This is a genomic window from Nostoc sp. (assembly GCF_036917555.1).
GTDB lineage: Bacteria > Cyanobacteriota > Cyanobacteriia > Cyanobacteriales > Nostocaceae > Nostoc.
Genome location: NZ_JBALDD010000023.1, coordinates 72,957 through 96,901, shown reverse-complemented (window position 1 = coordinate 96,901; position 23,945 = coordinate 72,957). Strand labels below are relative to the sequence as shown.

Genomic DNA, 23,945 nt, shown 5'->3' with positions numbered 1-23,945 from the left:
CAAAGGGTAATGATTGGCAGACATTAATTTACCCGGAAATTACAACCGCTATTCAAGGAGTAGCACAGCAAATCGTTAACTGTCCCTACCAAGGGATGATAAAGCGGATGTATTTGCAAGCAAAGATCCAAGAATTAATGGCGTTGCAGTTAGCTCCCATTCTGGCAGAGTCGGATGGACTGCAACCATACCCACGACTAAAGGCTCAAACCATTATCCGTATTCACCACGCTAAGGATATTTTGCTTTCCCGTCTGGAGAATCCGCCATTGATACCGGAATTGGCGCAACTTGTGGGAGTGAGCCATCGCACTCTCAGTCATGGATTTAGAGAACTCTTTGGCACAACGGTGTTTGGTTATCTTACCAGTAAACGTATGGAACAAGCCGAGAAACTATTACGCTCTGGTATAGTTAACTGTGACTCAGATTGCCAATTTAGTGGGTTATGCCCAACAGGGACACTTTGCGATCGCCTTCAAACGCAAGTTCAGCATTACACCCAGTGAATGTTTGTCAGGTAAAAAGAATATTTCCGACTCTTAATGCCGTTTTGGATATAGACTCACCCGCGATCGCTTCTCTATACTCAGCCAATATTGCAATTAATAAATATATGCAATAAGCATTTTAATTAAAACGGTGTGGGGAGCGGTATGAAAAGTTGGCAGCCCAATATCTATCTATGGCTAGCAGCAACTGTGGTCGGAATTATCAGTACTTTGGTAACTCAACCTGCTTGGGCAGAAACGAAACTTGAGAATAGAGATAAATTGTCTCAAAAAGCTATTGATAGTTTACTTCAACAAATAGATTCTTCTGCACTGAGCGATCGCCTGACAAAGGGGGGGTATCAAAAAATCCGGCAACTGAGCGACTTAGAAACCTCCATCGCCAGCGCTCAACAATTGCTAGTGCAGTTGCCCACACCGCAAACTATACCCGCGCCAACAATTACACAAATAACAGGGGTGAAAGCAAACCCTACAGAAAAAGGTGTGGAGGTAATTTTACAAACCACTCAAGGGGAAAAATTACAACTCATAAACCGCAGTGCTGGTAATAATTTTATTACCGATATTCCTAACACCCAATTGAGTTTACCATCGGGCGAGGGTTTCACCTTCCAATCAGAAAAACCCCTTACGGGAATTATTGAAATAACAGTCACAAACATTGATGCAAATACTGTGCGAGTGACGGTGGTGGGTGAAAAAGCTTTGCCTACGGTTGAGTTATTTGATGATAATGCAGGGCTGGTTTTTGCAGTAGCATCTGCTGCAACAGCGACACAGCCACCACAGCAACCCCAAACATCGGAAGCCGAAAAAAAGCCAGCAAGCGAGACACAGCAGGATGAGCCGATTGAGTTGGTGGTGACGGGGGAGCAAGATACGTATAATGTACCAGATTCGTCAACTGCCACTAAAACTGACACACCATTACGTGATATTCCCCAATCGATTCAAGTGGTGCCGCGACAGGTGCTGGAAGATCGCAAGGTAACAAGTGTAAAAGAGGCAGTGGAAACAGTCAGTGGCGTTGTTGATGGAGGAACCAACTTCGGTGCGCCTTCAGGAGGCAGAGTCATTAGAGGATTTGTGCAGATCGGAAATTTCCGCAATGGCTATCGAGATACAAATGATAGCTTTACGCTGACAGGCATTAGGACGATCGAACAAGTGGAAGTTCTCAAAGGCCCCGCTTCAGTTCTATTTGGCGCTGTAGAACCGGGTGGAATCGTCAACGTTATCACCAAACAACCCTTGAGTGAACCTTACTACAGTCTCGGATTTGAAGCGGGGAATTTTGGCTATTATCAGCCCAGGATTGATTTCTCAGGCCCATTAAATGTCGATAAAACTGTGCTCTATCGCTTTATTGCTAGCTATCAAAGTTCGGAGGGGTTTCAAGATTTCGTCAACACAAATATAACTACGATCACACCCTCAATCACTTTGAAATTGGGCGATCGGACAGACCTGAATCTATACTATGAATACACGAACTATAATGGATATCCGAATCTGTCTGGCAGTTGGTTTTTCAGTGATGGTAGCTTCCTGCCTCGGAATCTGTTTCTCGGTTATCCTAATTTAACCTTTATTGATGCTACGACTCAAAAATTTGGCTACACCCTGAATCATAAGTTTAGCGACAACTGGCAGATTCGTAACAATTTTTCAGTGGCTACTACTAGAACTAGAGACGGATTTGCCTCAGGATCAGATATAGTCGACGATAGTTTTCTAGTAGGTATTGACACTCAAAAACGTGAATACACAATAGATAACTATTTTGGACAGATCGATTTGCTTGGAAAGCTTCAGACGGGATCGATTTCGCACCAACTTTTAGTGGGTTTTGATTTCAATCGCAATGGTCAGACTTTTGAATCTTTGAGAGCTGATCCTGCTCTTCCTAATCTAGATATCTTCAATCCAGATTACAACATTTCAAACCCCGTATATATTACAAATTATAGTTTCGATTCATCTACCCAATTTTATGGTGCTTACCTTCAGGATCAAATTAGTATTTTAGATGACCTGAAGCTATTGGTTGGCGGGCGCTTAGATTGGGTTTCACAGAATGTGACAAATAGCGGAATCGATTCTCCCGAACAGAATGATACTGCTTTCAGCCCCCGAGTTGGGTTGGTGTATCAACCGAGTAAATCGGTTTCTCTCTACACGAGCCAGCTATACTCAATCTTTTCTTCCTACCTCTGGATTCAATCCTGATGGTAGAGCGTTTAAGCCGACCAAAGGAACCCAATATGAAGCAGGCATTAAAACTGACTTTCTAGATGGAAAGCTTTCAACAACATTGGCAGTTTATCAAATTACCAAAACAAATGTTACAATACAGGATCAAAATGACCGTGATTCCCAGATTCAAGTGGGGGAGCAAAGGAGTCGAGGGATTGAGTTAGATGTCGCAGGTGAGATTCTACCAGGGTGGAGGGTGATCGGTTCTTATGCCTATACTGATGCAGAAGTTACCGAGGATATTGATATTTCTGTAGGTAATAAATTGCTGGGTGTGCCAGAAAATCAAGCTAGCCTCTGGACAACTTATGAAATCCAGAAGGGCAATCTCAAAGGTTTGGGATTTGGTTTAGGGCTTTTTTATGTGGGTGAGCGGGCGGCACTTTTAGACAACTCGGTTGAACTACCCAATTACTTGCGTACCGATGCGGCGATTTTCTACCGTAGAGATCGCTTTAACACTGCGATCAATATTCGTAATCTATTTGATACAGACTATTTCAGTTCTACCTACGGTTACACTTTAGGTCTTGAAAGAGGTGCGCCCTTGACAATCATCGGCTCTATTCGTTGGGAGCTTTAACTCGCTGTGGTGTTGGCAATCGGTTGAACAACGTGTTGCAATGTTTGAAAGGACTAGGACTTGCCTTGGAGCTATTTGATTGTCGCGCTTCTAGCCAAGCCTGCACATCAGCAATACTAGTAAAATCTAACAGTGCTTCGCTCAAATCTTCGATAACAGGTAAAGGTAGACTTTTGAGGGGTTTGAAGTATTACTACAAACCGCCCCAACAATCAATTTACATTTGACCAAATAATAGTAGTGGTACGTAGTTAAAAATGCTTTTTTGGTTTCGTATATCTTTATATACGTGATTAATCACGTGTATCTAACAAAAGTTATAGTCGCTATCAGCGCTATTCAATCTTAGTACACTAAGTTTCCAGTACCCTGCAACTGACGCAAAGAATTTATACATAATGGACAGTCGCAGCCAAATACCCTAATTGCAGCATCGCTTTCCTCTTCAGTAAAGTTCAACATGGCAATATTCCGATCTGATACTGATGTGACAATAGTTGAGGAACTTTTAGAGGTATACGGACGCTTTCTCTCTGAATCTCGAATACACACGAAATCTTGTCCACCATGTGGGTTAGTGATACAGGTACGACCGTCTTGTGTGTGCAGTAATCGCTGTGTAATGCTACCACTAGCATGGGCAGGATGAAATGCCACCAGCGTAGACATCATCGACACAAAAATTGAGGAACTGGAAAGCAAATTCAGGAGAATTTTTTTGTTCATAGATTTCCTTGAGAAAATTGTCTACTAAATTAGAGTATTCGATTAACTTTCAAACTTCAAGTGAATTTTCCCTGAGAATAGCTAGATAGACACTATGTTACCCAAGAAAGTTCCATCTCTTCACCAGTTTGATCGGAAATTATTTACTACATCATAATTCAGCAATCAAACAGGCTTGATGTCTAGCTTTTAGACGCAACTTTATGTAATTCAGCAAATTTCAATTCCCTGTATATTTCCAAGACGGTTATTATTTGCTTGATGTAAGTATAAGAGCTTAATTAAATTAGAGCTAGTAATTAGCGGCTCTAGCCCTTTAAATTCTTATACAGAGCAATAAATCGCTCACTACGAACAAAAGTTATATCTTACATAATTTTATACAATTGAAAGCCGCTATAGCTATCTTTAGAAGATTATAAATCTTAATTTTAATCAAAAGATAGTGTATGTATTTAGCAATAAATTTGAGATAGATTCTCGTTCTTAAAATATAAACTTGTAAAAACTTCTTTTTTTCATTACATTAAAAAAAAGCTCATATCTCAATTAATTTACTAGCCTACATAGAAAAAATGAAACAGAAAGTACATTCAGAATCTTCAGATTGTTGCAGCTGTGAACATGACCATCACGAGAATCATAACCATGTTCATAATCACAATCATGATGAGAATCATAACCATGACCACAATCATGAACATGGGGAAGAATTCAATCTGAAAAATGAGGTATTGCCTTTAGTAGCAATTTTAAGTTTATATGCGCCTGGTGTAATTTTTGAAAATCAATTACACAATACATTCTACTCAATAGGTGAATATCTGCTTTTCATTCCTGCTTATTTATTAAGTGGATGGAGTGTTTTAAAAACTGCTGGGCGCAATATAGTCAAAGGTAGAGTATTTGATGAAACATTTTTAATGACAGTAGCAACATTAGGCGCGATCGCAATTCATAAATTACCCGAAGCGGTCGGAGTCATGTTATTTTACAAAATTGGAGAATTGTTTCAAGATATTGCTATCAGTCGTTCCCGTAATTCGATCAAATCATTATTAGAAGTTCGCCCAGACTATGCAAATATCCAAATAGAAGGAGAACTGAAGAAAGTATCACCAGAAACAGTAAACATTGGGGATATTATCGTTGTAAAGCCTGGAGAAAAGATTCCCTTAGATGGCGAAATTATAGATGGTAATTCGCAAGTTGATACATCTGCATTAACTGGAGAATCTGTACCACGAACGGTAAGAATTGGAGAAACAGTTTTTGCTGGGACGATCAATAAAATAGGTGCGCTCGTCATTAGAGTCACAAAACTATTTGATGAATCTTCCATTGCCAAAATTTTAGACTTGGTGCAAAATGCCAAAAGTAAAAAAGCAGCAACAGAAAAGTTTATTACTAAATTTGCCCGATATTATACCCCAATAGTAGTTTTTACATCTCTAGCAGTTGCAATATTACCTCCTTTATTCATTTCGGGTGCAACTTCTTCGGAATGGGTTTATCGTGCCCTGATTTTACTAGTTATCTCCTGTCCGTGTGGACTCGTTATCAGTATTCCATTAGGTTACTTTGGAGGTGTGGGAGGTGCAGCTAAACGCGGTATTTTGGTTAAAGGCTCTACTTTTTTAGATACTTTAAATGCAGTTAATACAGTTGTTTTTGATAAAACTGGAACGTTAACTAAAGGGGTATTCAAAGTAGTAGAAATAGTCCCATTAAATGGCTGGAATGAACAAGAACTGCTGCTATTAGCTGCCAAAGTAGAATCGCACTCAAATCATCCCATCGCTCAATCTATCTGCAAGGCTTATGGTGGAAAATTTGATGAATTTGAGATCAGAGATTATGAAGAAATAGCAGGCTATGGAATTAAAGCCAAGGTTGAAAATAGGGTAGTAATAGCGGGAAGCGATCGCCTATTACATAGAGAGAATATTTCTCACGATAATTGCCAGTTAGAGGGAACAGTAATTCATCTAGCAGTGGATAATACTTATGCTGGATATATTGTCATTGCTGATGAACTCAAAGAAGATGCGAGACTTGCTATTCAAGCACTCAAGCAAATGGGTGTAGAGAGAACAGTAATGTTGACAGGAGATAATCAAGCGATCGCTTCCCGAATTGCTGAACAGCTTGGCATAAATACCTACGAGGCAGAGTTATTACCAGAAGAAAAAGTTAATGCCATTGAGAAATTACTCAGCACCGCCAGCAAGTATGGTAAAGTTGCCTTTGTTGGGGATGGAATTAATGATGCACCAGTGATTGCTAGAGCAGATGTTGGCATAGCAATGGGCGGATTAGGCTCAGATGCAGCGATCGAAACTGCCGATATTGTAATCGTGACAGATGCACCATCCAAAGTGGCAGAAGCAATCCAAATCGCCAGAAAAACAAGGCAAATTGTCTGGCAAAATATTGGGTTTGCCTTAGCAATTAAAGGTGTATTTATTGGATTGGGTATTTTAGGGATAGCGACAATGTGGGAAGCTGTATTTGCTGATGTTGGAGTAGCAATGCTGGCAATTTTAAACGCAACTAGAGCGATAAAATAAAATTTTTTGAAAATTGGGAATCTATAATTGGGAAATTGTAGTAGTTAAACTATGAGTACTTCTCACTCTTGAGTAGGAACACCTTTGAGCGAGTTACGTAAAAAATTAGGTGATTCTTGAAAAATCACTTTCAAAACCGTCTTCAAAATACTCCTCTTTGCCAGCTATAAATAAAGTCTTAAGTTGTGAATAGATAATTTCTGAGCAATTATTGTTTAATTCATGTTGAGTAGAATTTTCTAAAGATTTTAGATACAGAAGTGTATTTTGCTCTATTTTAGGATCTTTAGTTGCTCCTGTTGCTTTTTAACTAAAAATAACCTGTTTTGCTTTACTAGTTAGATTAACAACAGATTTTGTTAAAGAAATAACTGTATTTGCTGGCTTTCTACTATCTAAGTAAAATAAATTCATTAAATATAACGCCTGCTGGCGTGAACGCTAGGGAATTAGGTTACTCCGGCAATCATCGCCACACAACTTGTGGTCACCTTCACCAGAAAGATTTGCATTAAGATCACTTAGGTGATTGGAAGTGCCAAAAAGAGCATCAAGTTCACAGTACCCGTTTGTAAATAAAGTGCTGGATTTGGGCGATAATTTTCCCCTTTGCTATTACCCTGGTGGAAGTAAATTTTTGCCTCGTGAAGCAGCAACTATGGAAACTAGTCCAATTTCTACTAGTTTAACTGTTGGAGAGCGACGGCGATCGCAACAAAAACTAGACGCACTTCAGGCAGAATTTGACATCCGCAGCGAGAAGTTTAAGCAGATGAAGAAAGCTGTAGCTATTGAGGCTGGTACAGCAATCAAGTTTCAATTAGAACAGCAACTTCTTGATGAAGAGGCAAAACTAGCATATCTTAAGGATGAACTTGATAAACTTGAGTCTGCATTACAATCATGAAACTTATGTAAATATACAGTTATTTGGTACATAAAAATCAGAATTTACTCACCTAGAAACAAGGAAAATAGAGATATTCAGTTAATTGGTGTTTGTTTATACTATTTCACTTTTTTGTAGTCGTTATACTCATAACTTAGGTTCTACCTGGGAATTAGGAAGTGGCTTTGCCACTTCTTTTTATTTATCTAGTAGTCCAATAAAAAATCGATTAAAAGTTAAAAGTAATTTTATTGAACTTTTAACCTTTATTAATTGTTATACGATTTCGCAAAATATATGCTAGACATTCATTGCTAGAGGCGTACATCTATACGCCCCTATAAACGATTCATCTGTTGCAAAGATTGTTGACAATAGTTAGTGATATTGCGTGCGTTTAATTGGCCAAGCAGTCTGACGGAATTTTGGTCATATAGACATGATGTTAGTCATTACTCATTGTATCTTGCCATCTCTCACGCTTGGGCTTGCTCTCCACATCGCGTGATCGCATTTCTTGCCAACTCCCCCACATTAGGGATTGCTGTTTTTCAACATGGTTAATAAACTGCATAATTGACTGATCTGGCTTGATGGGAGTTTTCAAATCAAACTGAATTGTTTGGAGAATTTTGATGTCACCCATGAGAAAGTATTTAGCTGTAATCTTAGTCAGCCATAGCACAACTCGATTGCATAACCAACCAAAAATTCCTTTACGTTTTTTAGTCATCAACAGAACTTGACCTTCAGTTTTTCCCCCTTCGTGGAGGCGAACCGCAACCATTATGTGGACATGGAAGAAATCAGGGCCAATTGTGACAATGCCAATGCTACCGTACCAATAGCAAATACTGTAAGTTATGACATTTTTGTAGAAAAGACGGATGAGCTTAATGAACAAGAAATTATCTTTGATGGGTGTAGTATTACTGAAGATAATTGCATTTTCGTTCAGTTCTTGTCTTTCAAAAATAATTTCTAGTGGCAATTTGTGAACTGTATTGAGGTGTTGAGCATCAATTGCATTAATCATTACCACATTGGGGTGACAGTTCAGCAAGAAGTGGGAATGGATGGCGACATGACACTCTTTTTGTTCTAACTCTGGAACAAAAGGTAGAGGTTGTTGCGGTATTTCTCCAGTCCAAACCCAAATCATCCCATACTTCTCAGCAGTGGGCCAAGTTTGTAATTTTAGGGAAGGTGGTACATCTAAACATGGGATATCAATACACATCCCCTCAGCATCAAACTTCCAGTGGTGGAAAAAACAACGTAGTGCATTACCTTCAACTTTGCCTTCAGCAAGGTGAGCGCCCATGTGTGGACAGTAGGCATCAAAGGTAACTACTCTTTTGTCTTTACCACGGTAAATTACTAATTCTCTACCCAAAATCGTGACAGGTTTTACTTCACCCACCCGCAGATTTTGAGAGGGTATTACCCAATACCATCCCTCAATAAAACGCTCTGGATTATTGAAAATTTTAGGTTTACGGATTGAGCTAAAAGTCTGCGAGTTGAGATTCATTTTTATGGTTTCACTTGAAGTGAAGCAGTTGATCTAGAAGTAACATGGGAACTCCAAAAAAACAGTTACTTTCAGTACCATGAGAAACAGCTACCCAATAAATTGATAAAAATCATCAGGTAAAATCTTGAACAAATATTATTAAAAATGTCAAAATGATGCTATTTTAATATCAGTTAAATCCCAAACATCCATTTAGAATAGATATTTGAAAATTTAAAACTTAGTAAAATCTCTAATTAGATAAAAAGTTTCAATACTGTTGCTAATATTTGGCTTAACTCTCAAACCACTTGATATTTAGCAAAATATGTAATAATAATTACAAGAGTTGGGAAAATCTACTATGTTAATTCAAGATAAAAAACTGCTTTTAATTGGTCAGGTAACAGATTTAACTGGAATACCCATCAGGACAATTCGTTATTACGAGAGTTTAGGTTTAATCAATTCATTGAGACGAACAGAGGGAGGCTTTCGCCAGTTTTCATTGGATGTGCTAACTCGTCTAGCATTCATTAAAAGGGCGCAAAATCTTGGTCTTAGCCTAGAAGAGATTGGAAATATTCTTCTGGTTTATGACCAAGGGCAAACTCCCTGTGGTGAAATCAAAGAAAAGCTTGAAGATAAAGTCTTGCAGATCGATCGCCAAATCGATCAGCTGTTAACCTTACGCTCTGAAATAAAAGGATTACTTTCAGGCTGGAAGAATATTAGCGACCATCATGAGAAGAAAATTTGTCCGATTATTCAAAACACCTCTCAGGACTGACACTGATCAGGAATCAGGACTTTTATAGAGAAGAAACCACCACAACTCTAGTCCAATTAAAGCTAAACCTGCGATCGCAACACCAACTTTCAAGCCCAAAGGTTGCTCAATGCGTTGAAATTGGCTGCTTTGCTCTGATGAATGGGCTGGTATTTCTACTAATGTTATACCTGACGTTCCAGTGAGAAGCACTAAAGCTATCAGGCTTCCCCAAAGCGTTTTTTGACTGAACATTTCCTAAATTACCCTGCAATTATGAGGTAGTTTTTGGTTGAAAGTTACGCAATCTGAGGGCATTGCTAACAACAGAAAGCGAAGAAAGAGCCATCGCCGCCCCAGCGATAATTGGATTGAGTAACCAACCAAAGATGGGGAACAAAATTCCCGCCGCAATAGGAATACCAATGACGTTGTAAATAAAGGCAAAGAAGAGATTTTGCTTAATATTGTTGATGGTAGCGCGGCTTAGTTGAATTGCTGTCACAATTCCTTGCAAATCTCCAGAAATTAGGGTGATATCGCTAGCTGCGATCGCTACATCTGTTCCCGTCCCAATGGCAATTCCGACATCAGCCTGTGCTAGGGCTGGCGCATCATTTATCCCATCACCTACCATTGCAACAATTGAGTGCTGAGTGCTGTTAGCGGTAGCGGGGCGTTTAGCCCGTGCTGAGTTAGGAGTGGGGAGTGGGGAGTCAGAAGTGAGGAGTGAGAATTTATGAGAATTCTTTCTCTGTGCCCCTCTGTACCCTATTTCCCCTTGTAGAGATTGGATAATCGCCGCTTTTTGATCTGGACGCACTTCGGCAAAGATTCGCTGGATGCCAACTTGTAGAGCGATCGCATCAGCAGTTTTACGATTATCTCCGGTAAGCATTACTACTTCTAAACCTAACTTCTGTAAGGCTTTCACCACTGCTGCTGACGAAGGTTTGAGGGCATCGGCAATACCCATTATTCCTTGTAGTTCACCATCTACAGCAATCAAAATGACTGTTTTACCAGCCGCTTCCCAAGCATCTTTATATTGCTGGAGACTCATGGTGTTAATTTCAAGTTCTGCTAACCAGCGTTGTGTACCAATTTGCACAAGCTGATTTGCAACAACTGCTTGCACACCACTACCTGCATTAGCCACGAAGTTCTTTGCATCTATTAAACTCACCTCTTGAGACTGGGCGTATTTTACAACCGCTTCAGCTAAAGGATGCTCAGAATTGCGTTCTACCGTTGCTGCTAATTGTAAAAGCTGGATTTCATTACCATTAGCTGTGCCGTTGACACTTACAAAGTCTGTAACCGTAGGTTTCCCTTGAGTCAAAGTGCCCGTTTTATCTAAAACGATAGTTTGAATTTTGTGCGCTAGTTCTAAGCTGTCTGCACCCTTAATCAAAATGCCATTTTCCGCACCTTTGCCCGTCCCCACCATTACAGATGTGGGGGTAGCTAAACCCAAAGCACAAGGACAAGCGATAATCAGTACACCCACTGTTGTCATTGTTGCGAGGGTAAGGTTGCCTGTGAAATTAAACCAAATGATGAAAGTGGCGATCGCGATCGCAATTACAGCTGGTACAAACCATCCTGTCACTTGATCTGCCAAACGCTGAATTGGTGCTTTAGAACCTTGTGCTTGTTGCACTAGTTTGACAATTTGAGCCAAAAATGTATCATTTCCGACTCGCGTCACCCGAAACTGAAATGCACCCGCACCGTTAATCGTCGCCCCAATTACCTCATCTCCTGGCTGCTTTTTGACTGGCAAACTTTCACCCGTCACCATCGCTTCATCTACTGTCGAAGCGCCTGCAATCACTTCGCCATCCACCGGAATCTTTTCACCAGGACGCACTAAAATCACATCGTTGATTCTGACTTCGGCGATGGGAACATCAATTTCTCTACCATCACGGATAACTCTGGCATCTCTAGCTTGCAGTCCGATGAGTTTGCGGATGGCTTCAGAAGTTTGTCCCCTAGCGCGATTTTCTAACAATCGCCCCAACAAAATTAAGGTAATGACAATGGCGGCGACTTCATAATAAATATGAGGTATCAAGCCCTGAGTAATAAAAAATCTTGGGAAAATGGTGACAAACAAAGAATATAGATATGCTGCACTTGTGCCCAAAGCAATCAGCGTGTCCATCGTCGCCGTATGGCGCTTGAGGGATTTCCAGCCATTGCGGTAAAAAGATCCACCACACCAGAACACGACGGGTGTTGTCAGCACTAACTGTATCCAAGGATTTTGCAGGAAGCTTGGAATCAAGGGCAAGTTCAGCCCAGTCATCATGGGCAACGACCCCAAAACTAGGAAAATGCTGATTACACCTCCCACCACTACTTTGAGAGAGAGTTGGCGTTGTAATGCTTGCCTACTCGCTTTTTCAGCATCATCTTCTTCGGAAAGTAATTCTTCCTGGAGTGAGTCAGAAGAGTATCCCGCAGCTGCGATCGCAGCTTGGATTTTCTCTAAATTGGTTAAAGAGCGATCATATTTGATGGTAGCTTGTTCGGCTCCAAAATTAACGTTGCAGTCAATTACCCCAGAAACAGAGCGAATTGCCTTTTCGATATTGTTGGCGCAAGCGGCACAACTCATGCCTCGAAGTTTGAGTGTGAGAGTATCCATAACTAGATGAACCCCTGTGATTGGTGTAGGAGGAGCGTGAAGAAGGCAGGAGGCAGGAGGCAGGAGGCAGGTATATTATCTGTTGTTCTCAACTCCATCTAATTCCAAGCCACCAAATCATAAATTTTGATTGGGGACTTAACGCGCCAGGAGGCTCCAGAGCATTATTCCTTCTGCCTCCTGTCTTGTTAAAAATTAAGCAACTGGATAACCCGCAGCAGCTAACGCTTCCTTAATTGCTGTTTCTGATGCCTGAGTTTCTACACTGACAAGCTTGGTTGTTGGATCGGCCTGAACACTAGCATTGGCATCGACTGCCTGAAGTGTTTTAGTGATGGTGCTTGCACAAGCAGAACAAGCCATGTTGGGAACTGTGAGTTGGAGAGTCATAGATTTACGGGATAAAATGAACAACCTAGCCAGATCGAGCTGGATGACTGAGACGTATCCCTCACACATCAGAAATTTCTGGTTGAGAGTCGCCTTAAATTCATCCTAGACTCTCCAGCCGGCTGGAGAGTCTAGAGATTTTTAAAAGTTTTTCGTTAAACTTCAAATTTCTTTACAACTTTGGTTTGACTGAGTAACGTTGCCCATCAAAAATACAACGTACTACAACAAGATTGTCATCCAGAGTTTCTTAGCTATATGAGCTAAAAATAGCAATGTGGCAACGGCTGATAGCAAATTCGTCAGTTTTATCGCTGGTTGCTTCGCTTTTATACCCTTGGTTGATAAATTGTTGCTATCAGTGAGTGATATCAGCAGCTAGTTACTTAAACAGGAATAAATACCTGTGGAAGATGTCGGAATTATTAATGGGAATGTCGAAGAATGCAGATGAATAAAATTTCTAATTTTTAAATTGACTCAATCGCTTCCTAATGGTCTTTGTGCTTGTCCTGTTGCTAAAAGGATGAAGTTAGTTGTTGACAGTTGAAAAATTTCACTGGAGTTGCTTGAATTTATTATTTGCTGATAGCAATAACTCTTGAGCTTTTAAATAAACAGTTGTACCTTTTTCTACCTTTTCTAATTGGTTAATAATCCTGTGTAACTGACTAATTATACGATTGCGATCCAAATTTTTTAGGTCAGTGGGAATTGAAGCCATTAAACTTTCTATTTCTTGTTGTGCTATTGCTAAAGCCTGTACAGAACTGGACTCAGCTTGTCGTCTTACTTTGACTTGACCCAAATTAGTCTCATAAGTTGCTAATAACTTTTGTGCCTCTGCATAACCTACCAAATCTTCAGAAGAAATCTGTTTTAACCGATTAATGGCTTCTGACCATAAATTTTCTATTTGTTCCCATTCGGTGACTGTGTGCGGTGGATTTTGACCAGCTTTTGCAGCTTGCCAAGAAAATTGCTGTGCTGCGGTAATTAAAGCACTGACGCGTTCATTTCCCGCTGCTAATCCTACAACTTCTTTAAAATCACGCTTGTAGGCATCTAGTTGATTTTGAGCAGTTTTTCCGGCTAAGGTTTGTCCGGGAATCTCTTCTAACTTATCCAGTGCTGAACGCCAAGCTGCGATCGCCAACTTTTTATCGGTTACTGTTGTAGCAATTTGATACTGCTGTTTTGCATTCAATAATGCTTGACTATTATCATTGAGCAAGGTTTGAGCGTTCTTTTCTTGAAAAACCTTGGCTTCTAGTTGTCCTACTTGACGACGTGCTGCATTCAGACCGTAAACGCTAAACCGCCAGTTGTACCACCAATATTTGTATTCCGGCCAATCGTCAACCAACCCAACTGGCAAGTTATCCAAATGTGTTTTTGTCTGTTGCAGTTGCTGTTCACCCAACACTAAATCTGCTGCACTAGTGGGTTTTTCAATCAAGTATTCAGCTTGCTCAAGTGATACCAACGCCTGCCGATAGTTTTGTTCCACACTCATGTAACTGGGTAGCAATAAAAAAGGCGCATTTTGCACCACAGTCCGGCGAATTATTGGGTAAGGCAGATTCGCCATCCAAATTACACCTGTGGGAATGCCGATAAGTATTGCTATCCATATCAACTTAGTACCTATACCTCTGTTGGCTTTAATAGGTCTTTTTTGATGGGATATACTGCTAACTTGCCCTTGTGCTGCTATTTCCTGTTCTAATTCAGCTAGAGTTTTTGGTTTTGATGGTTTTGCTGATTGCTTCAGCACTATAGGTTGTTGGCTGATTACAGATGGATTTATCCCAGAAACATTTTGAGAGTTATTACGGGAAAATTTTTTAGTAATTTTGTGTAAAAAGGTCATAGATAGATTCAGTGCTTAGTTTAGTATTCCCTAACTAAGCTCGAAATCAAAACAATACGTGGCTTTTTACAAAAGCTCCAAGGGTGCGATCGCTATTATATAGTACAAAAATACTATATAAATAGGGTATCCACAAGTGATATTGATGTGTAAGTTGAAGCAGAAATGGTAGACGTTGTGGCGCAGTTGAGTCTGGTATTGACGTTTAAGGCGTAGCTGCTAAGGGACTTCCAACTAAAAAAATACCCATCGCTTTGGTGAGCAGGGGAAGCAGGGGAGGAAGAATCTAACGATCGTCTTCGCTCACTCTCATTGAATAATTTAATTTCTGGAAGTCCCTAAATAAAAAGCCCCTGGTGCTGACCAGGGGTTATCCATCTTTATTCCCTCATTTAGAATGACATCTATGAAGCTATTGTAAATCCGTACCTATGCAGTAATTGCATATTCAGGATGATTATTTTGCAATTGGCGATCGCCTTCCGATAAAGTGTAAATTTTAGTTCCCGTCGCAGCCTTTGAGCATGGAAACCATTATTTCGAGATATTCTTAATCACCAACAGTAGCAGGGTTGGGGCACAAAGATTATTAATCGTCTGACAGATGACTCGCAGAAAGCTTTTCTAGAGATGAAGGGATTTCCGGTTCGCAACCTCAAGTATGTGCGGGCATTTGCTGAAGCTTATCCAGACTAGGAATTTGTGCAAGCATAAAGAAGATCGAGTGAGTGGGAGATGCAAAAAAACGGAGAAAGTATTTGATAACTTCTCCGTCTCTCTGCGTCTTCCATAAACAACAACTACCAAATTCGATTTCCATTTTCGTCAAGTCGTGCCTGCCGAATTACGTCGGAAATTTCTTCAGCATCTTTAACGTGGTGAAGTGCCTTTTTTTCGCCATCGGGTTCATCGACAACGAAGTAAGTAGGGACTGTGATTCTCTCGCCTGTAATGTCTGGTACATCATCAATAGCTGCCTGTTTAGCCTTCTCTTCAATTGATTGAGGCTTATCAGAAATTCTATCTCCTGGATTCGCGGTTAAATTTTCTTTGTTTACGTCTAGCTCACGAGAATCCCGGTCTTCAGTTACTGGTTGATTAATTTGATTTTCTTGATTTTTCTCACTCATGGCGCTTTCAGTTGTTAAAATATGGAACTCGACTAACAACAGCTTAAAAAATTAAAGGTATAAAGAATTCTCTCTCTGGAGAGAGTTTGAAAATATATTTTGAAGATATTTTTTGAATAACATATCTTAGGTTATAGCCTAGCTCTGAAGTTGATAAATAACCTCATACTCCAGAAATAAATAGTAATTAAAAATTAAAGTTGAGGAGCAACTCTTAAAAAAAGCAAATTTTCTGAAAATTAACCAACAGTAAACACAAATGTATATTAATCCTAATGCGATCACACCGTAGTATAGTAGAAGACCTTTGTTGAGAAATATCGAATTATCATGGAACATTCTTCTACTAAATAATAGCAAAATTCCAGCGAGGATAAAAACGCGCCGGGATTTTTTAACCTATATGCCAGGTACTACCGTTGTATCAGTAGCTATCGGATATCTATTTCCAAAGTCAGCCAAAGTCGTGAGATAGACCTAGAAACCCTTTGCTCGCTTTATCCCAAGAATTCACGCTGTCAAAATTATCTTCCAGAATCGGTGGCATTAGCTGAAGACGACAAGGAAATTGAGGCTAATGCACTATTAACAACCGCAAAGCCAGAAATTCCGATTCTCGTTAAAGGCTTGCCAGACCGTAGCATTGATTATCTGATTATTCAAGTGGGGCCACAAATTGCTGAGTATGCTATCAAGCCAATCTGCACCCATTTAGGATGTATAGTCAAGTGGGATTTTGAGAAGAATCACTTTATTTGTCCTTGTCATGGATCTCAATACGATTCTCAGGGTCGAGTTGTTGCAGCCCGGCTAAACGTTCTATACCACTAATCACCGTATTAGTCAAGGAAAACCAAATTCGTTTAGTTGATCGCAAACCTGCTGTAGATCCTCGTTAATCTACTAATAACCAATCAAATGTCACAATTCCACCATACTTTTTCAGCAAGTTATAAATTATAAAAGACTAACAAAAATTACTGCATGATTTAAATTTGTCGGGTAAGCTGACAACAGCAGTTTTATTCTCAAACCAATGACCGCAAGTAGTCCCAAAATTTTAGCCCTGGACTTTGATGGAGTGATTTGCGACGGATTAATTGAATATTTTGAGGTAGCATGGCGTACCTACTGTAAAATTTGGTCTTCTGCTAACGACACACCGCCAGATGATTTAGCTTTGAGATTCTATCGTCTAAGGCCTGTTATTGAAACGGGTTGGGAAATGCCCATTTTAATTAAAGCCTTGATAGATGGAATTCCTGACGAAAAGATTCTTCATGAATGGGTAAGTATTGCCCCACAAATTTTGTTAAATGACAAGTTACAAGCCAAAGAAATTGGTGCGAAACTAGATAAGCAGCGAGATGAATGGATTACTACTGATTTAGATAGTTGGCTGAGTCTGCATAGATTTTATCCGGCTGTAGTAGAAAAAATCAAATTAACTATTGACAGTGGAGTTAAGCTATACATTGTGACAACTAAAGAAGGGCGTTTTGTACAGCAGTTGTTGCAACAAGAAGGAGTGAATTTACCACCAGAAGCAATCTTTGGGAAAGAAGTCAAGCGTCCCAAATATGATATTTTGCGAGAATTAATTCAGTCAACAGGAGACAAGTCAGTTAGTCTCTGGTTTGTAGAAGATAGACTCAAGACATTACAGTTAGTCCAACAACAAGCAGACCTTGAGGATGTGAAACTTTTTCTTGCAGATTGGGGCTATAATACCCAAGCAGAAAGGGAAGCTGCTCAAAACGATCCGCGAATTCAGCTGTTATCACTTTCTCAGTTTGCCAAAGATTTCTCAGCTTGGCTTTAATATATTAAATATCTAGTGAAAAAGAGACGTAGCAGTGCTACGTCTCTACAATAGTTCTGAATAATACATATCTAATTTATGGATGTATCTATCTAAATAAAATTATGTATTTTGTAAATTTAGGTGAAATAATAACTTACAACTATTCACTCCTCACTTCGCACTTACTTTTATGCTTGACCTAACAAAACTGGCGCGACAAATGCAGGGTTTAAGTCAGCATCTTACCTTAGAAGCTGCTGCCAGTCGTCAGCGTTTAGAACTGGCACAACAACATTTAAAAAATGCTTATGAGTGTCAACAAGATTTAATCGATCGCCAGGAAAAATGGCGCGATCGCATTCTCTTTGCTAATGCTACCCCAATTGAGCCGCTAGAAACCTGCATCGATATCCCAGTTCCCCCAAAAATTCATACTGTTATCGCTACTGATGGTTCCCAAATTGCCCCCAACCATCATGAAATTGCTTACTGTTATCTGCTAAATATTGGCAGAGTCGTCTTGCACTATGGACAAAATCGCCATCCGCTACTCGATAGTTTGCCAGAAGTATTTTACCGCCCAGAAGATTTATATATGTCTCGGCAGTGGGGAATTAGAACTGAGGAATGGATGAGTTTTCGCCGCACTGCTTCCGAAACAACGGTGTTAGCAGAACTGGCGTGTAGTGCAGCGCCAGGGGAAACGCCAGCGCTAGCGATGGTAGATGGTTCGCTAATTTACTGGTTTTTAGAACAATTGCCGATGGATGCACGCGATCGCATTTTACCGCCCATCCTGGAAGCTTGGCAGCAGATGCGTGATGCTCGAATTCCGTTGATGGGCTATCTTAGCGCCTCTCGTAGCATCGAAACAATGAACTTTTTACGGTTATTAGCTTGTCCCCATCCAGTGCCAGACTGTAAAAGTCATTGCCCAAATCAGCTAGAAAAAGTACCTTGTAAAATTTTTGAACAGTTGCGAGATACTTCTATTTGGGCAACCAAACTTAAACCAGGACAACGTAGTACCTTGTGGCGCAGTAATTCCCCCATTTTGGAACTTTATGGCGATCAAACTATTTACTTTTGCTATGTCCACGTTGGCACTGAAATCGCCCGGATCGAAGTTCCAGCATGGGTAGCAGAGAATGCAACCATGTTAGATCAAGCACTGGGACTGATGTTAGCACAAGTTCAAAAAGGGTATGGTTATCCTGTAGCGATCGCTGAAGCGCATAATCAAGCAGTAGTAAAAGGTGGCGATAAAGCGCGTTTCTTTGCCCTACTCGAACAACAAATGATTAAAGCTGGTTTAAAAAATGTGGGAACTTCCTACAAAGAAGCCAGAAAGCGTGGGAGTATTGCTTAAAATAATTCGTAATTCCTAATTGAATTCTTAACTAAGAATTACGCTTTACGGTCTTAATACCTTAGCTACTTAAGGACAATGACAAATAAAAATTTACGTAATACTTCTTATCTTAAGTTGAAAATCTAACTGTTTACCTTACAGCTTTTTAGGGAAACCTTTTCCCAATACCTTGATATCGGCTTTGTTTGTATTTGGACATTTGAAGACCAGACAAAGCAGCTACAATTGCAAGCTGGTGTTCATTGCACAGATATTACTTGTAGTGCTTTGAGCGATACCCAAGATTTCCCAGAACATATCGCTTTAGTCAATAATATTATTGGCTTAATGATTCAAAATCATCAAGCTATTTTTAACGAAGAACTATCAATTAATCACTCAGACAAACTTATTGATTCGACATTTTCAATTTCTCAATTTTCTGCTTATCCTCTGATAGTAGAGCAGCAAATAATCGGTATAATGGCTTTATTTAGCAAGCAATTATTTACCGAACCAACTCATAACCTATTAAATTGGATTGCTAATAATATTGCTGTAGCTATTGACCGAATCTGGGCGCGAGAAGAACTCTTCAGCCGTCGGGAAGCCTTATTACTACGTTTAGCTAGCCAAATCCACAGTTCTCTTAACCTAGATATGATCTTAGAAACTGCTGTGAGTGAAATTCGCAGCTTATTACAAATTGACCGTTGCTACTTTCTTTGTTACTTACCGCATCCATCCCAACCAAGCCTGACTATTACCTATGAAGCACGAAACCCTAACTTGGCAAGTATGTTAGGCAGTATTCCACTGCAAAAAAGTACTTTTTTAACCCAAACTCTTCTCTCTCAAGAGCTAATTTGTATAGAAAATATTAATAGGAAATCACCACTTGATTATGATATGCAAGAACTTTTAACTGAGTTTGGGATCACATCTCAACTAATGCTACCAGTTAAGAGTAATTCTGCTGAGATTGGGGCAATTGTGTGCAGTCATTGTAGTGGCGATCACGTTTGGAATAACAGTAAAATTAGCCTGCTACAAGCTGTTTGCGATCAATTAGCGATCGCTATCGATCATGCACAACTTTATACCCAAAGTCGCGCTGCTACTTTAGAGGCTCAAACTCAAGCTGAAAAACTCACCGAAACCTTGCATAAATTGCAACAAACTCAATCTCAACTGATCCAAAATGAAAAAATGTCTAGCTTAGGACAATTAGTCGCTGGAGTGGCCCATGAAATTAACAATCCAGTTAGTTTTATTCATGGTAACTTAACCTATGCTAACGAATACTTTCAAGAGATGTTAACTCTCTTGCACCTTTATCAGCAACATTATCCCCAATTACTATAGAGTTTTGTTTGGATTGAGATTCCTTTGTTTGCATCAGATCGGGGAATCGGTAAGCCATAACGGATTTAAATTGTTTACTAATTTGCAAGACTCAAAAGTCTAGAGAAATTATTGACTAAAAACTATGCAAAATTTAAGTACATCCAACGCTATAAGATTGAGTTTAGAGCTTTTTTATGTCCAAACCAACACTGCTTTTGAGTTATCACCAAATACTGCGGTGTTTCATATCGGTAAACCCAATGACCAAATTCCGCCGGATATTGATGTTTCCAACTTGCCAGATGTAGATGTAGTTTCTCGCATCCATGCACGGATTCAAGTCCATATAAATAATTACTTTATTGAAGATTTAGGAAGTTCTAATAGGACATTTGTCAACAACACTAGATTAGAACCTAGAACACCCTGCCAAATAAATATAGGAGATAGAATAGACCTTGGTCAAGGAGAAAAAGTCACATTTATATTTCAAGATAAGATACAATCTCAACAAAATCTTCTTCTGCTTGCAAGTTCTACAAAAATGCAGGCTCAAATTCCTCTGAACAGCAGACAAACTCTGGTAAATCAAACAAACAGGTATATAGGTTTTGCTTTGATGGTTGCAGGCATCATCATTTTAACTGCAAATATTCATGTTGGTATATTTTTTGGTATTCCTGGTTTATTACTATGTATTTCCGGTATTTTCGTCCTTTGTCAGCAGCGAATAAACCCTAACTTAGGATGGATTTTGATAGCGCTAGGAATTGTAGTCATAGCTTTTACTGGTAATGTGTTTGCGTCAGTTAATCTTTTAGTTTTTGTGGCAGCATCTGCTTTATTTTTCGCTGGATATCAACTTTTGAATGCTAGAAAAATCTTAAATTATAATTTGCGATCGCTCCAAAAATTAATTAAAAAATAGCTAATTTTAATCATTACGAATTATTTCCATCCCGCTTCTCTGCGAATGGCATGATTCATCGAGTTGATTTGCGATGCGTGAAACGATGGCGGCATTGAGCTATGAATTACATGGTCAAGTCCATCATGCATTACATCTGTTGATAGTGCAGAATGATCGAGTCCTAATGTATGTCCAATTTCATGGGCTATGGTATTGGCAATTAAGTTAGACAATTGATTAATATGAAGACTGGCATTGTAAGAAGCATAGCATACTTGATCGATGCGGATAATCGCACGGTTTGTAACCATTCCTAATTTAAAAGTAGCTATTCCTAGATAGTCAACTGGTTGGTTATCAGCAAATATATAGACGTGAGTAAAGTTATCTCCCCACTCCTTGGGTTCAGGTGGATCTGATGTCAAAAATACTTTAACACTTCTAAATGCACCGTAGAGCTTAGAAAAGGCATCACTGAGAATACTATTGATTACTTCTCTATTTTCCTCTTCGATATCCATTCCCGAAACGTCTACCCAGATGCAACGGCGAAACTCGCTATTTCTCTCTATGAGAATTCTTCCACAGGAAGGGCAAAACTCCCACTGAGACTGAATGCGCGAACGACATACCTGACAACGGAGTTTAACAGGTCTAGTCAAGTCTATGCGTTCCCAAATCGGGACTTTGAGCTTGCGATTGGATCTAGTTAAATCCAGGCGATCGTAGAGAGACATTTATTTAGATCCAGCAGTCCAATCAATACCAAACCTATAGTTTTTACTAGCTTGTTCATGTCCTAAAAAGTATTTCTCTTCCTTGGTGATGATAACCTCAGATTTGATGGTTTTAATCATTGCAGCAGCACAGAAACGTCGATTACTATCTGGGTTATTGAGTTCCAGGAATACTTCTTCGCCGTTGCTTATTTTGAAAAATATACGCCCATGCACAGATTTAAAGTCGGGTGTCCCCTGGTAGATAAAGGCAAAGAACATGACCCGTTTAATCAAATCAGGTCGAAAAATGTAAATATTCTCACCATTAGCCGCTGCTCCAGTACGGTCATCTTTATCAAGAATAATATACGGTGAAGAAGTTTTTGAGCCAAAGCTGTTTCCCAAAGGCTGAATAACTCCTTTTTGACCATCAACCATCTGATACATACACCCTAAGTCAAGGTCTGGTGCTTTGTTACCACCAAGTATATTTTTAAATAATCCACCAATATTGCTTTCCTGCCTATTCCAGTTAAGGTTGACATGAATCATCAGTTGTGGGGAATCACTCAACTTCTTGAGGTCAATATTGTGTGAATCACCGTTTTTTCTAAGTTGAATAGCCATATTATTATAATTTTTATGGCTATTTTCATAAATGGTTAATTTAGAATCTTCTTTCTGTTTCTCCTGTTTAGTCTTGGTAATATATTTATCTACAAAACTTTGTAGTCCAGAACTATAGCCTTCTCCTACCGCTTGAAATCTCCATTCATTCTCTTTTTTATACAAGTGTCCAAATTCTAAAGCTGTCTCTTGAGAAAAAGCCTCTCTTAAGTTGTACCGAGCCAGAGAATTTTTGCTTTCGTGATTGTAAATCTTGATAAAGGCCTTTTTGATTTGGCTAAAATTTTGATTTTTTTCTTGCCCCTCATGAATAGTGACAACAAAAACTATCTCCTGAATAGCTGGATTGACTTTTGCCAAATCAACATAAATTGTTTCATCATCTCCATTACCTTCCCCAGTTCTATTATCTCCTGAGTGTTTTAAAGATCCATCAAGTGAGTGAAGGTTATTGTAAAAGACAAAATATTTATCATTGGGGATTTTACCATCTGCACCTAACATAAACACAGAAGCATCAATATCATAGCTTTGCCCAGCTTGATTTACTTGCCAACCCAAGCCAATAGCTACTTTCTTTAAATTTGGAGCTTCTTTAGAAAGATTAAACCTACCACCTTTGTTTAATTCAATTTCCATTTTATACACATCCTATCAATTAAAACTTTGTTAATTATTTATGCGAAAAAAGGGAGTAACAACAATGAATACCCCCTTTTTATTAACTTTTGAGATATATACTAAGCAGCGTATCGGTCTACAAAACTTTGCAGCCCTGATTTATAACCAGCACCGACAGCTTGGAATCTCCATTCTCCATCTTTTCGATAAAGTTTACCAAACTCAATTGCAGTTTCTGCAGAAGCATCTTCATCTAATTCATACTTAGCAATTTGTTTTTCTGTGGCATTGTCATAAATTCTGATAAACGAGTTTCTGACTTGCCCAAAGTTTTGCTTTCTTTGCTCTGCTTCATGGATAGTGACGACAAAAACTATTTCTTGAACTGAAGCATCCACTTTGCTCAAATCAATTTGAATCGTTTCATCATCCCCTACACCCTCTCCAGTTCTGCTATCTCCCTCGTGTTTTACAGAACCATCTGGTGATTGTGAGTTGTTATAAAATACAAAATATTTTTCATTAGGAGTTTTTCCGTTACTACCTAACATAAATATAGAAGCATCTAAATCAAAAGCTGAACCTGTATCTGTAACATTGATATCCCATCCTAAACCAATTCCAGCATTTTTTAAACTTGGTGCTTCTTTTGAAAGATTGATTCTTTCACCTTTACTGAGGTTAATTGACATA

General features: G+C 39.3%; 21 protein-coding genes and 1 pseudogene. 11 read left to right on the top strand and 11 right to left on the bottom strand.

The features are described from left to right. The first annotated feature begins 420 nt into the window (after window positions 1-420). The 3 genes from V7K60_RS09010 to V7K60_RS09000 all read left to right on the top strand — a co-directional run bounded on the left by V7K60_RS09010 (window position 421) and on the right by V7K60_RS09000 (window position 3,354). Window positions 421-546 (top strand): hypothetical protein, encoded by a 126-nt coding sequence (locus V7K60_RS09010; protein WP_334924761.1) that lies wholly within the window; start codon window positions 421-423, stop codon window positions 544-546. A gap of 110 nt (window positions 547-656) precedes the next feature. Continuing rightward, on the top strand, window positions 657-2,744 hold the full coding sequence (locus V7K60_RS09005) for a TonB-dependent receptor domain-containing protein (RefSeq protein WP_334924759.1): 2,088 nt from the start codon (window positions 657-659) through the stop codon (window positions 2,742-2,744). Continuing rightward, window positions 2,653-3,354: a TonB-dependent siderophore receptor gene (locus tag V7K60_RS09000; protein WP_334924757.1), complete on the top strand. Its 702-nt coding sequence runs from the start codon at window positions 2,653-2,655 to the stop codon at window positions 3,352-3,354. The genes V7K60_RS09005 and V7K60_RS09000 overlap by 92 nt, the downstream gene beginning before the upstream one ends. Window positions 3,355-3,439: 85 nt before the next feature. Here V7K60_RS09000 and V7K60_RS08995 read toward each other — a convergent pair. Next, a pseudogene (locus V7K60_RS08995) lies at window positions 3,440-3,532 on the bottom strand (DUF4351 domain-containing protein); the annotation flags it as partial. 167 nt (window positions 3,533-3,699) lie between these two features. Beyond that, entirely contained in the window at window positions 3,700-4,080 is a 381-nt protein-coding gene (locus V7K60_RS08990) for a hypothetical protein (RefSeq protein ID WP_334924755.1), read from the bottom strand. Window positions 4,081-4,655: 575 nt separating this feature from the next. On the opposite strand from V7K60_RS08990, the gene V7K60_RS08985 reads away from it, so the two are divergent. After that, window positions 4,656-6,650 carry a heavy metal translocating P-type ATPase gene (locus tag V7K60_RS08985; protein ID WP_334924753.1) on the top strand — a complete coding sequence of 665 codons (1,995 nt, stop codon included), beginning with the start codon at window positions 4,656-4,658 and terminating at the stop codon, window positions 6,648-6,650. Window positions 6,651-7,308: 658 nt separating this feature from the next. Further along, entirely contained in the window at window positions 7,309-7,557 is a 249-nt protein-coding gene (locus V7K60_RS08980) for a hypothetical protein (RefSeq protein WP_334924751.1), read from the top strand. Window positions 7,558-7,984: 427 nt separating this feature from the next. Here the strand turns inward: V7K60_RS08980 and V7K60_RS08975 are convergent, their stop codons facing one another. Next, a complete protein-coding gene (locus V7K60_RS08975) occupies window positions 7,985-9,073 on the bottom strand; it encodes an aromatic ring-hydroxylating dioxygenase subunit alpha (protein WP_334924749.1) in 1,089 nt (362 codons plus the stop codon). A gap of 346 nt (window positions 9,074-9,419) precedes the next feature. Between V7K60_RS08975 and V7K60_RS08970 the strand changes: the two genes are divergently transcribed. After that, a complete protein-coding gene (locus tag V7K60_RS08970; protein ID WP_334924747.1) occupies window positions 9,420-9,845 on the top strand; it encodes a heavy metal-responsive transcriptional regulator in 426 nt (141 codons plus the stop codon). A 6-nt stretch (window positions 9,846-9,851) separates the two neighbouring features. Here the strand turns inward: V7K60_RS08970 and V7K60_RS08965 are convergent, their stop codons facing one another. The 5 genes from V7K60_RS08965 to V7K60_RS08945 form a co-directional block, all read right to left on the bottom strand. Continuing rightward, the gene (locus V7K60_RS08965; RefSeq protein ID WP_334924745.1) at window positions 9,852-10,079 is read right to left on the bottom strand and encodes a hypothetical protein; all 228 of its coding nucleotides are present in this window, start codon (window positions 10,077-10,079) and stop codon (window positions 9,852-9,854) included. A 19-nt stretch (window positions 10,080-10,098) separates the two neighbouring features. Then, a complete protein-coding gene (locus V7K60_RS08960) occupies window positions 10,099-12,480 on the bottom strand; it encodes a heavy metal translocating P-type ATPase (RefSeq protein ID WP_334924743.1) in 2,382 nt (793 codons plus the stop codon). Between the two features lie 195 nt (window positions 12,481-12,675). Continuing rightward, window positions 12,676-12,870 (bottom strand): heavy-metal-associated domain-containing protein, encoded by a 195-nt coding sequence (locus V7K60_RS08955; protein WP_094350009.1) that lies wholly within the window; start codon window positions 12,868-12,870, stop codon window positions 12,676-12,678. Between the two features lie 556 nt (window positions 12,871-13,426). After that, window positions 13,427-14,743, bottom strand: coding sequence for a hypothetical protein (locus tag V7K60_RS08950; RefSeq protein ID WP_334924741.1), 1,317 nt, complete (start codon window positions 14,741-14,743; stop codon window positions 13,427-13,429). 800 nt (window positions 14,744-15,543) lie between these two features. After that, complete coding sequence (locus V7K60_RS08945; protein ID WP_334924739.1) at window positions 15,544-15,873, bottom strand: hypothetical protein; 330 nt, start codon at window positions 15,871-15,873, stop codon at window positions 15,544-15,546. Window positions 15,874-16,413: 540 nt separating this feature from the next. Between V7K60_RS08945 and V7K60_RS08940 the strand changes: the two genes are divergently transcribed. From V7K60_RS08940 to V7K60_RS08920, 5 genes are all read left to right on the top strand, one after another. Then, window positions 16,414-16,704: a Rieske 2Fe-2S domain-containing protein gene (locus tag V7K60_RS08940; protein ID WP_334924737.1), complete on the top strand. Its 291-nt coding sequence runs from the start codon at window positions 16,414-16,416 to the stop codon at window positions 16,702-16,704. Window positions 16,705-16,909: 205 nt separating this feature from the next. After that, the gene (locus tag V7K60_RS08935) at window positions 16,910-17,695 is read left to right on the top strand and encodes an HAD family hydrolase (RefSeq protein ID WP_334924736.1); all 786 of its coding nucleotides are present in this window, start codon (window positions 16,910-16,912) and stop codon (window positions 17,693-17,695) included. A gap of 172 nt (window positions 17,696-17,867) precedes the next feature. After that, window positions 17,868-19,046, top strand: a complete 1,179-nt coding sequence (locus V7K60_RS08930; RefSeq protein ID WP_334924734.1) for a DNA double-strand break repair nuclease NurA — start codon at window positions 17,868-17,870, stop codon at window positions 19,044-19,046. Between the two features lie 129 nt (window positions 19,047-19,175). Then, a complete protein-coding gene (locus V7K60_RS08925) occupies window positions 19,176-20,393 on the top strand; it encodes a GAF domain-containing protein (RefSeq protein WP_334925510.1) in 1,218 nt (405 codons plus the stop codon). A gap of 124 nt (window positions 20,394-20,517) precedes the next feature. After that, a complete protein-coding gene (locus tag V7K60_RS08920) occupies window positions 20,518-21,303 on the top strand; it encodes an FHA domain-containing protein (RefSeq protein WP_334924732.1) in 786 nt (261 codons plus the stop codon). Between the two features lie 20 nt (window positions 21,304-21,323). Here the strand turns inward: V7K60_RS08920 and V7K60_RS08915 are convergent, their stop codons facing one another. The 3 genes from V7K60_RS08915 to V7K60_RS08905 form a co-directional block, all read right to left on the bottom strand. Continuing rightward, window positions 21,324-22,022: a zinc-dependent metalloprotease family protein gene (locus V7K60_RS08915; protein ID WP_334924730.1), complete on the bottom strand. Its 699-nt coding sequence runs from the start codon at window positions 22,020-22,022 to the stop codon at window positions 21,324-21,326. Beyond that, a complete protein-coding gene (locus V7K60_RS08910) occupies window positions 22,023-23,270 on the bottom strand; it encodes a TerD family protein (protein WP_334924728.1) in 1,248 nt (415 codons plus the stop codon). It lies immediately after the preceding gene. Window positions 23,271-23,371: 101 nt separating this feature from the next. Continuing rightward, on the bottom strand, window positions 23,372-23,944 hold the full coding sequence (locus V7K60_RS08905) for a TerD family protein (RefSeq protein ID WP_334924726.1): 573 nt from the start codon (window positions 23,942-23,944) through the stop codon (window positions 23,372-23,374). Window position 23,945 lies beyond the last annotated feature (1 nt).

What these genes read in the sequence shown, in the direction of transcription:
- V7K60_RS08910 (WP_334924728.1), bottom strand. Translation starts at nt 23,270, where the DNA reads ATGGAAATTGAATTAAACAAAGGTGGTAGGTTTAATCTTTCTAAAGAA.
- V7K60_RS08935 (WP_334924736.1), top strand. Translation starts at nt 16,910, where the DNA reads ATGACCGCAAGTAGTCCCAAAATTTTAGCCCTGGACTTTGATGGAGTG.
- V7K60_RS08905 (WP_334924726.1), bottom strand. Translation starts at nt 23,944, where the DNA reads ATGTCAATTAACCTCAGTAAAGGTGAAAGAATCAATCTTTCAAAAGAA.
- V7K60_RS08970 (WP_334924747.1), top strand. Translation starts at nt 9,420, where the DNA reads ATGTTAATTCAAGATAAAAAACTGCTTTTAATTGGTCAGGTAACAGAT.
- V7K60_RS08945 (WP_334924739.1), bottom strand. Translation starts at nt 15,873, where the DNA reads ATGAGTGAGAAAAATCAAGAAAATCAAATTAATCAACCAGTAACTGAA.
- V7K60_RS08930 (WP_334924734.1), top strand. Translation starts at nt 17,868, where the DNA reads ATGCTTGACCTAACAAAACTGGCGCGACAAATGCAGGGTTTAAGTCAG.
- V7K60_RS08920 (WP_334924732.1), top strand. Translation starts at nt 20,518, where the DNA reads ATGCAAAATTTAAGTACATCCAACGCTATAAGATTGAGTTTAGAGCTT.
- V7K60_RS08975 (WP_334924749.1), bottom strand. Translation starts at nt 9,073, where the DNA reads ATGAATCTCAACTCGCAGACTTTTAGCTCAATCCGTAAACCTAAAATT.
- V7K60_RS08950 (WP_334924741.1), bottom strand. Translation starts at nt 14,743, where the DNA reads ATGACCTTTTTACACAAAATTACTAAAAAATTTTCCCGTAATAACTCT.
- V7K60_RS08955 (WP_094350009.1), bottom strand. Translation starts at nt 12,870, where the DNA reads ATGACTCTCCAACTCACAGTTCCCAACATGGCTTGTTCTGCTTGTGCA.
- V7K60_RS08985 (WP_334924753.1), top strand. Translation starts at nt 4,656, where the DNA reads ATGAAACAGAAAGTACATTCAGAATCTTCAGATTGTTGCAGCTGTGAA.
- V7K60_RS09005 (WP_334924759.1), top strand. Translation starts at nt 657, where the DNA reads ATGAAAAGTTGGCAGCCCAATATCTATCTATGGCTAGCAGCAACTGTG.
- V7K60_RS08980 (WP_334924751.1), top strand. Translation starts at nt 7,309, where the DNA reads ATGGAAACTAGTCCAATTTCTACTAGTTTAACTGTTGGAGAGCGACGG.
- V7K60_RS08915 (WP_334924730.1), bottom strand. Translation starts at nt 22,022, where the DNA reads ATGTCTCTCTACGATCGCCTGGATTTAACTAGATCCAATCGCAAGCTC.
- V7K60_RS08990 (WP_334924755.1), bottom strand. Translation starts at nt 4,080, where the DNA reads ATGAACAAAAAAATTCTCCTGAATTTGCTTTCCAGTTCCTCAATTTTT.
- V7K60_RS08965 (WP_334924745.1), bottom strand. Translation starts at nt 10,079, where the DNA reads ATGTTCAGTCAAAAAACGCTTTGGGGAAGCCTGATAGCTTTAGTGCTT.
- V7K60_RS08960 (WP_334924743.1), bottom strand. Translation starts at nt 12,480, where the DNA reads ATGGATACTCTCACACTCAAACTTCGAGGCATGAGTTGTGCCGCTTGC.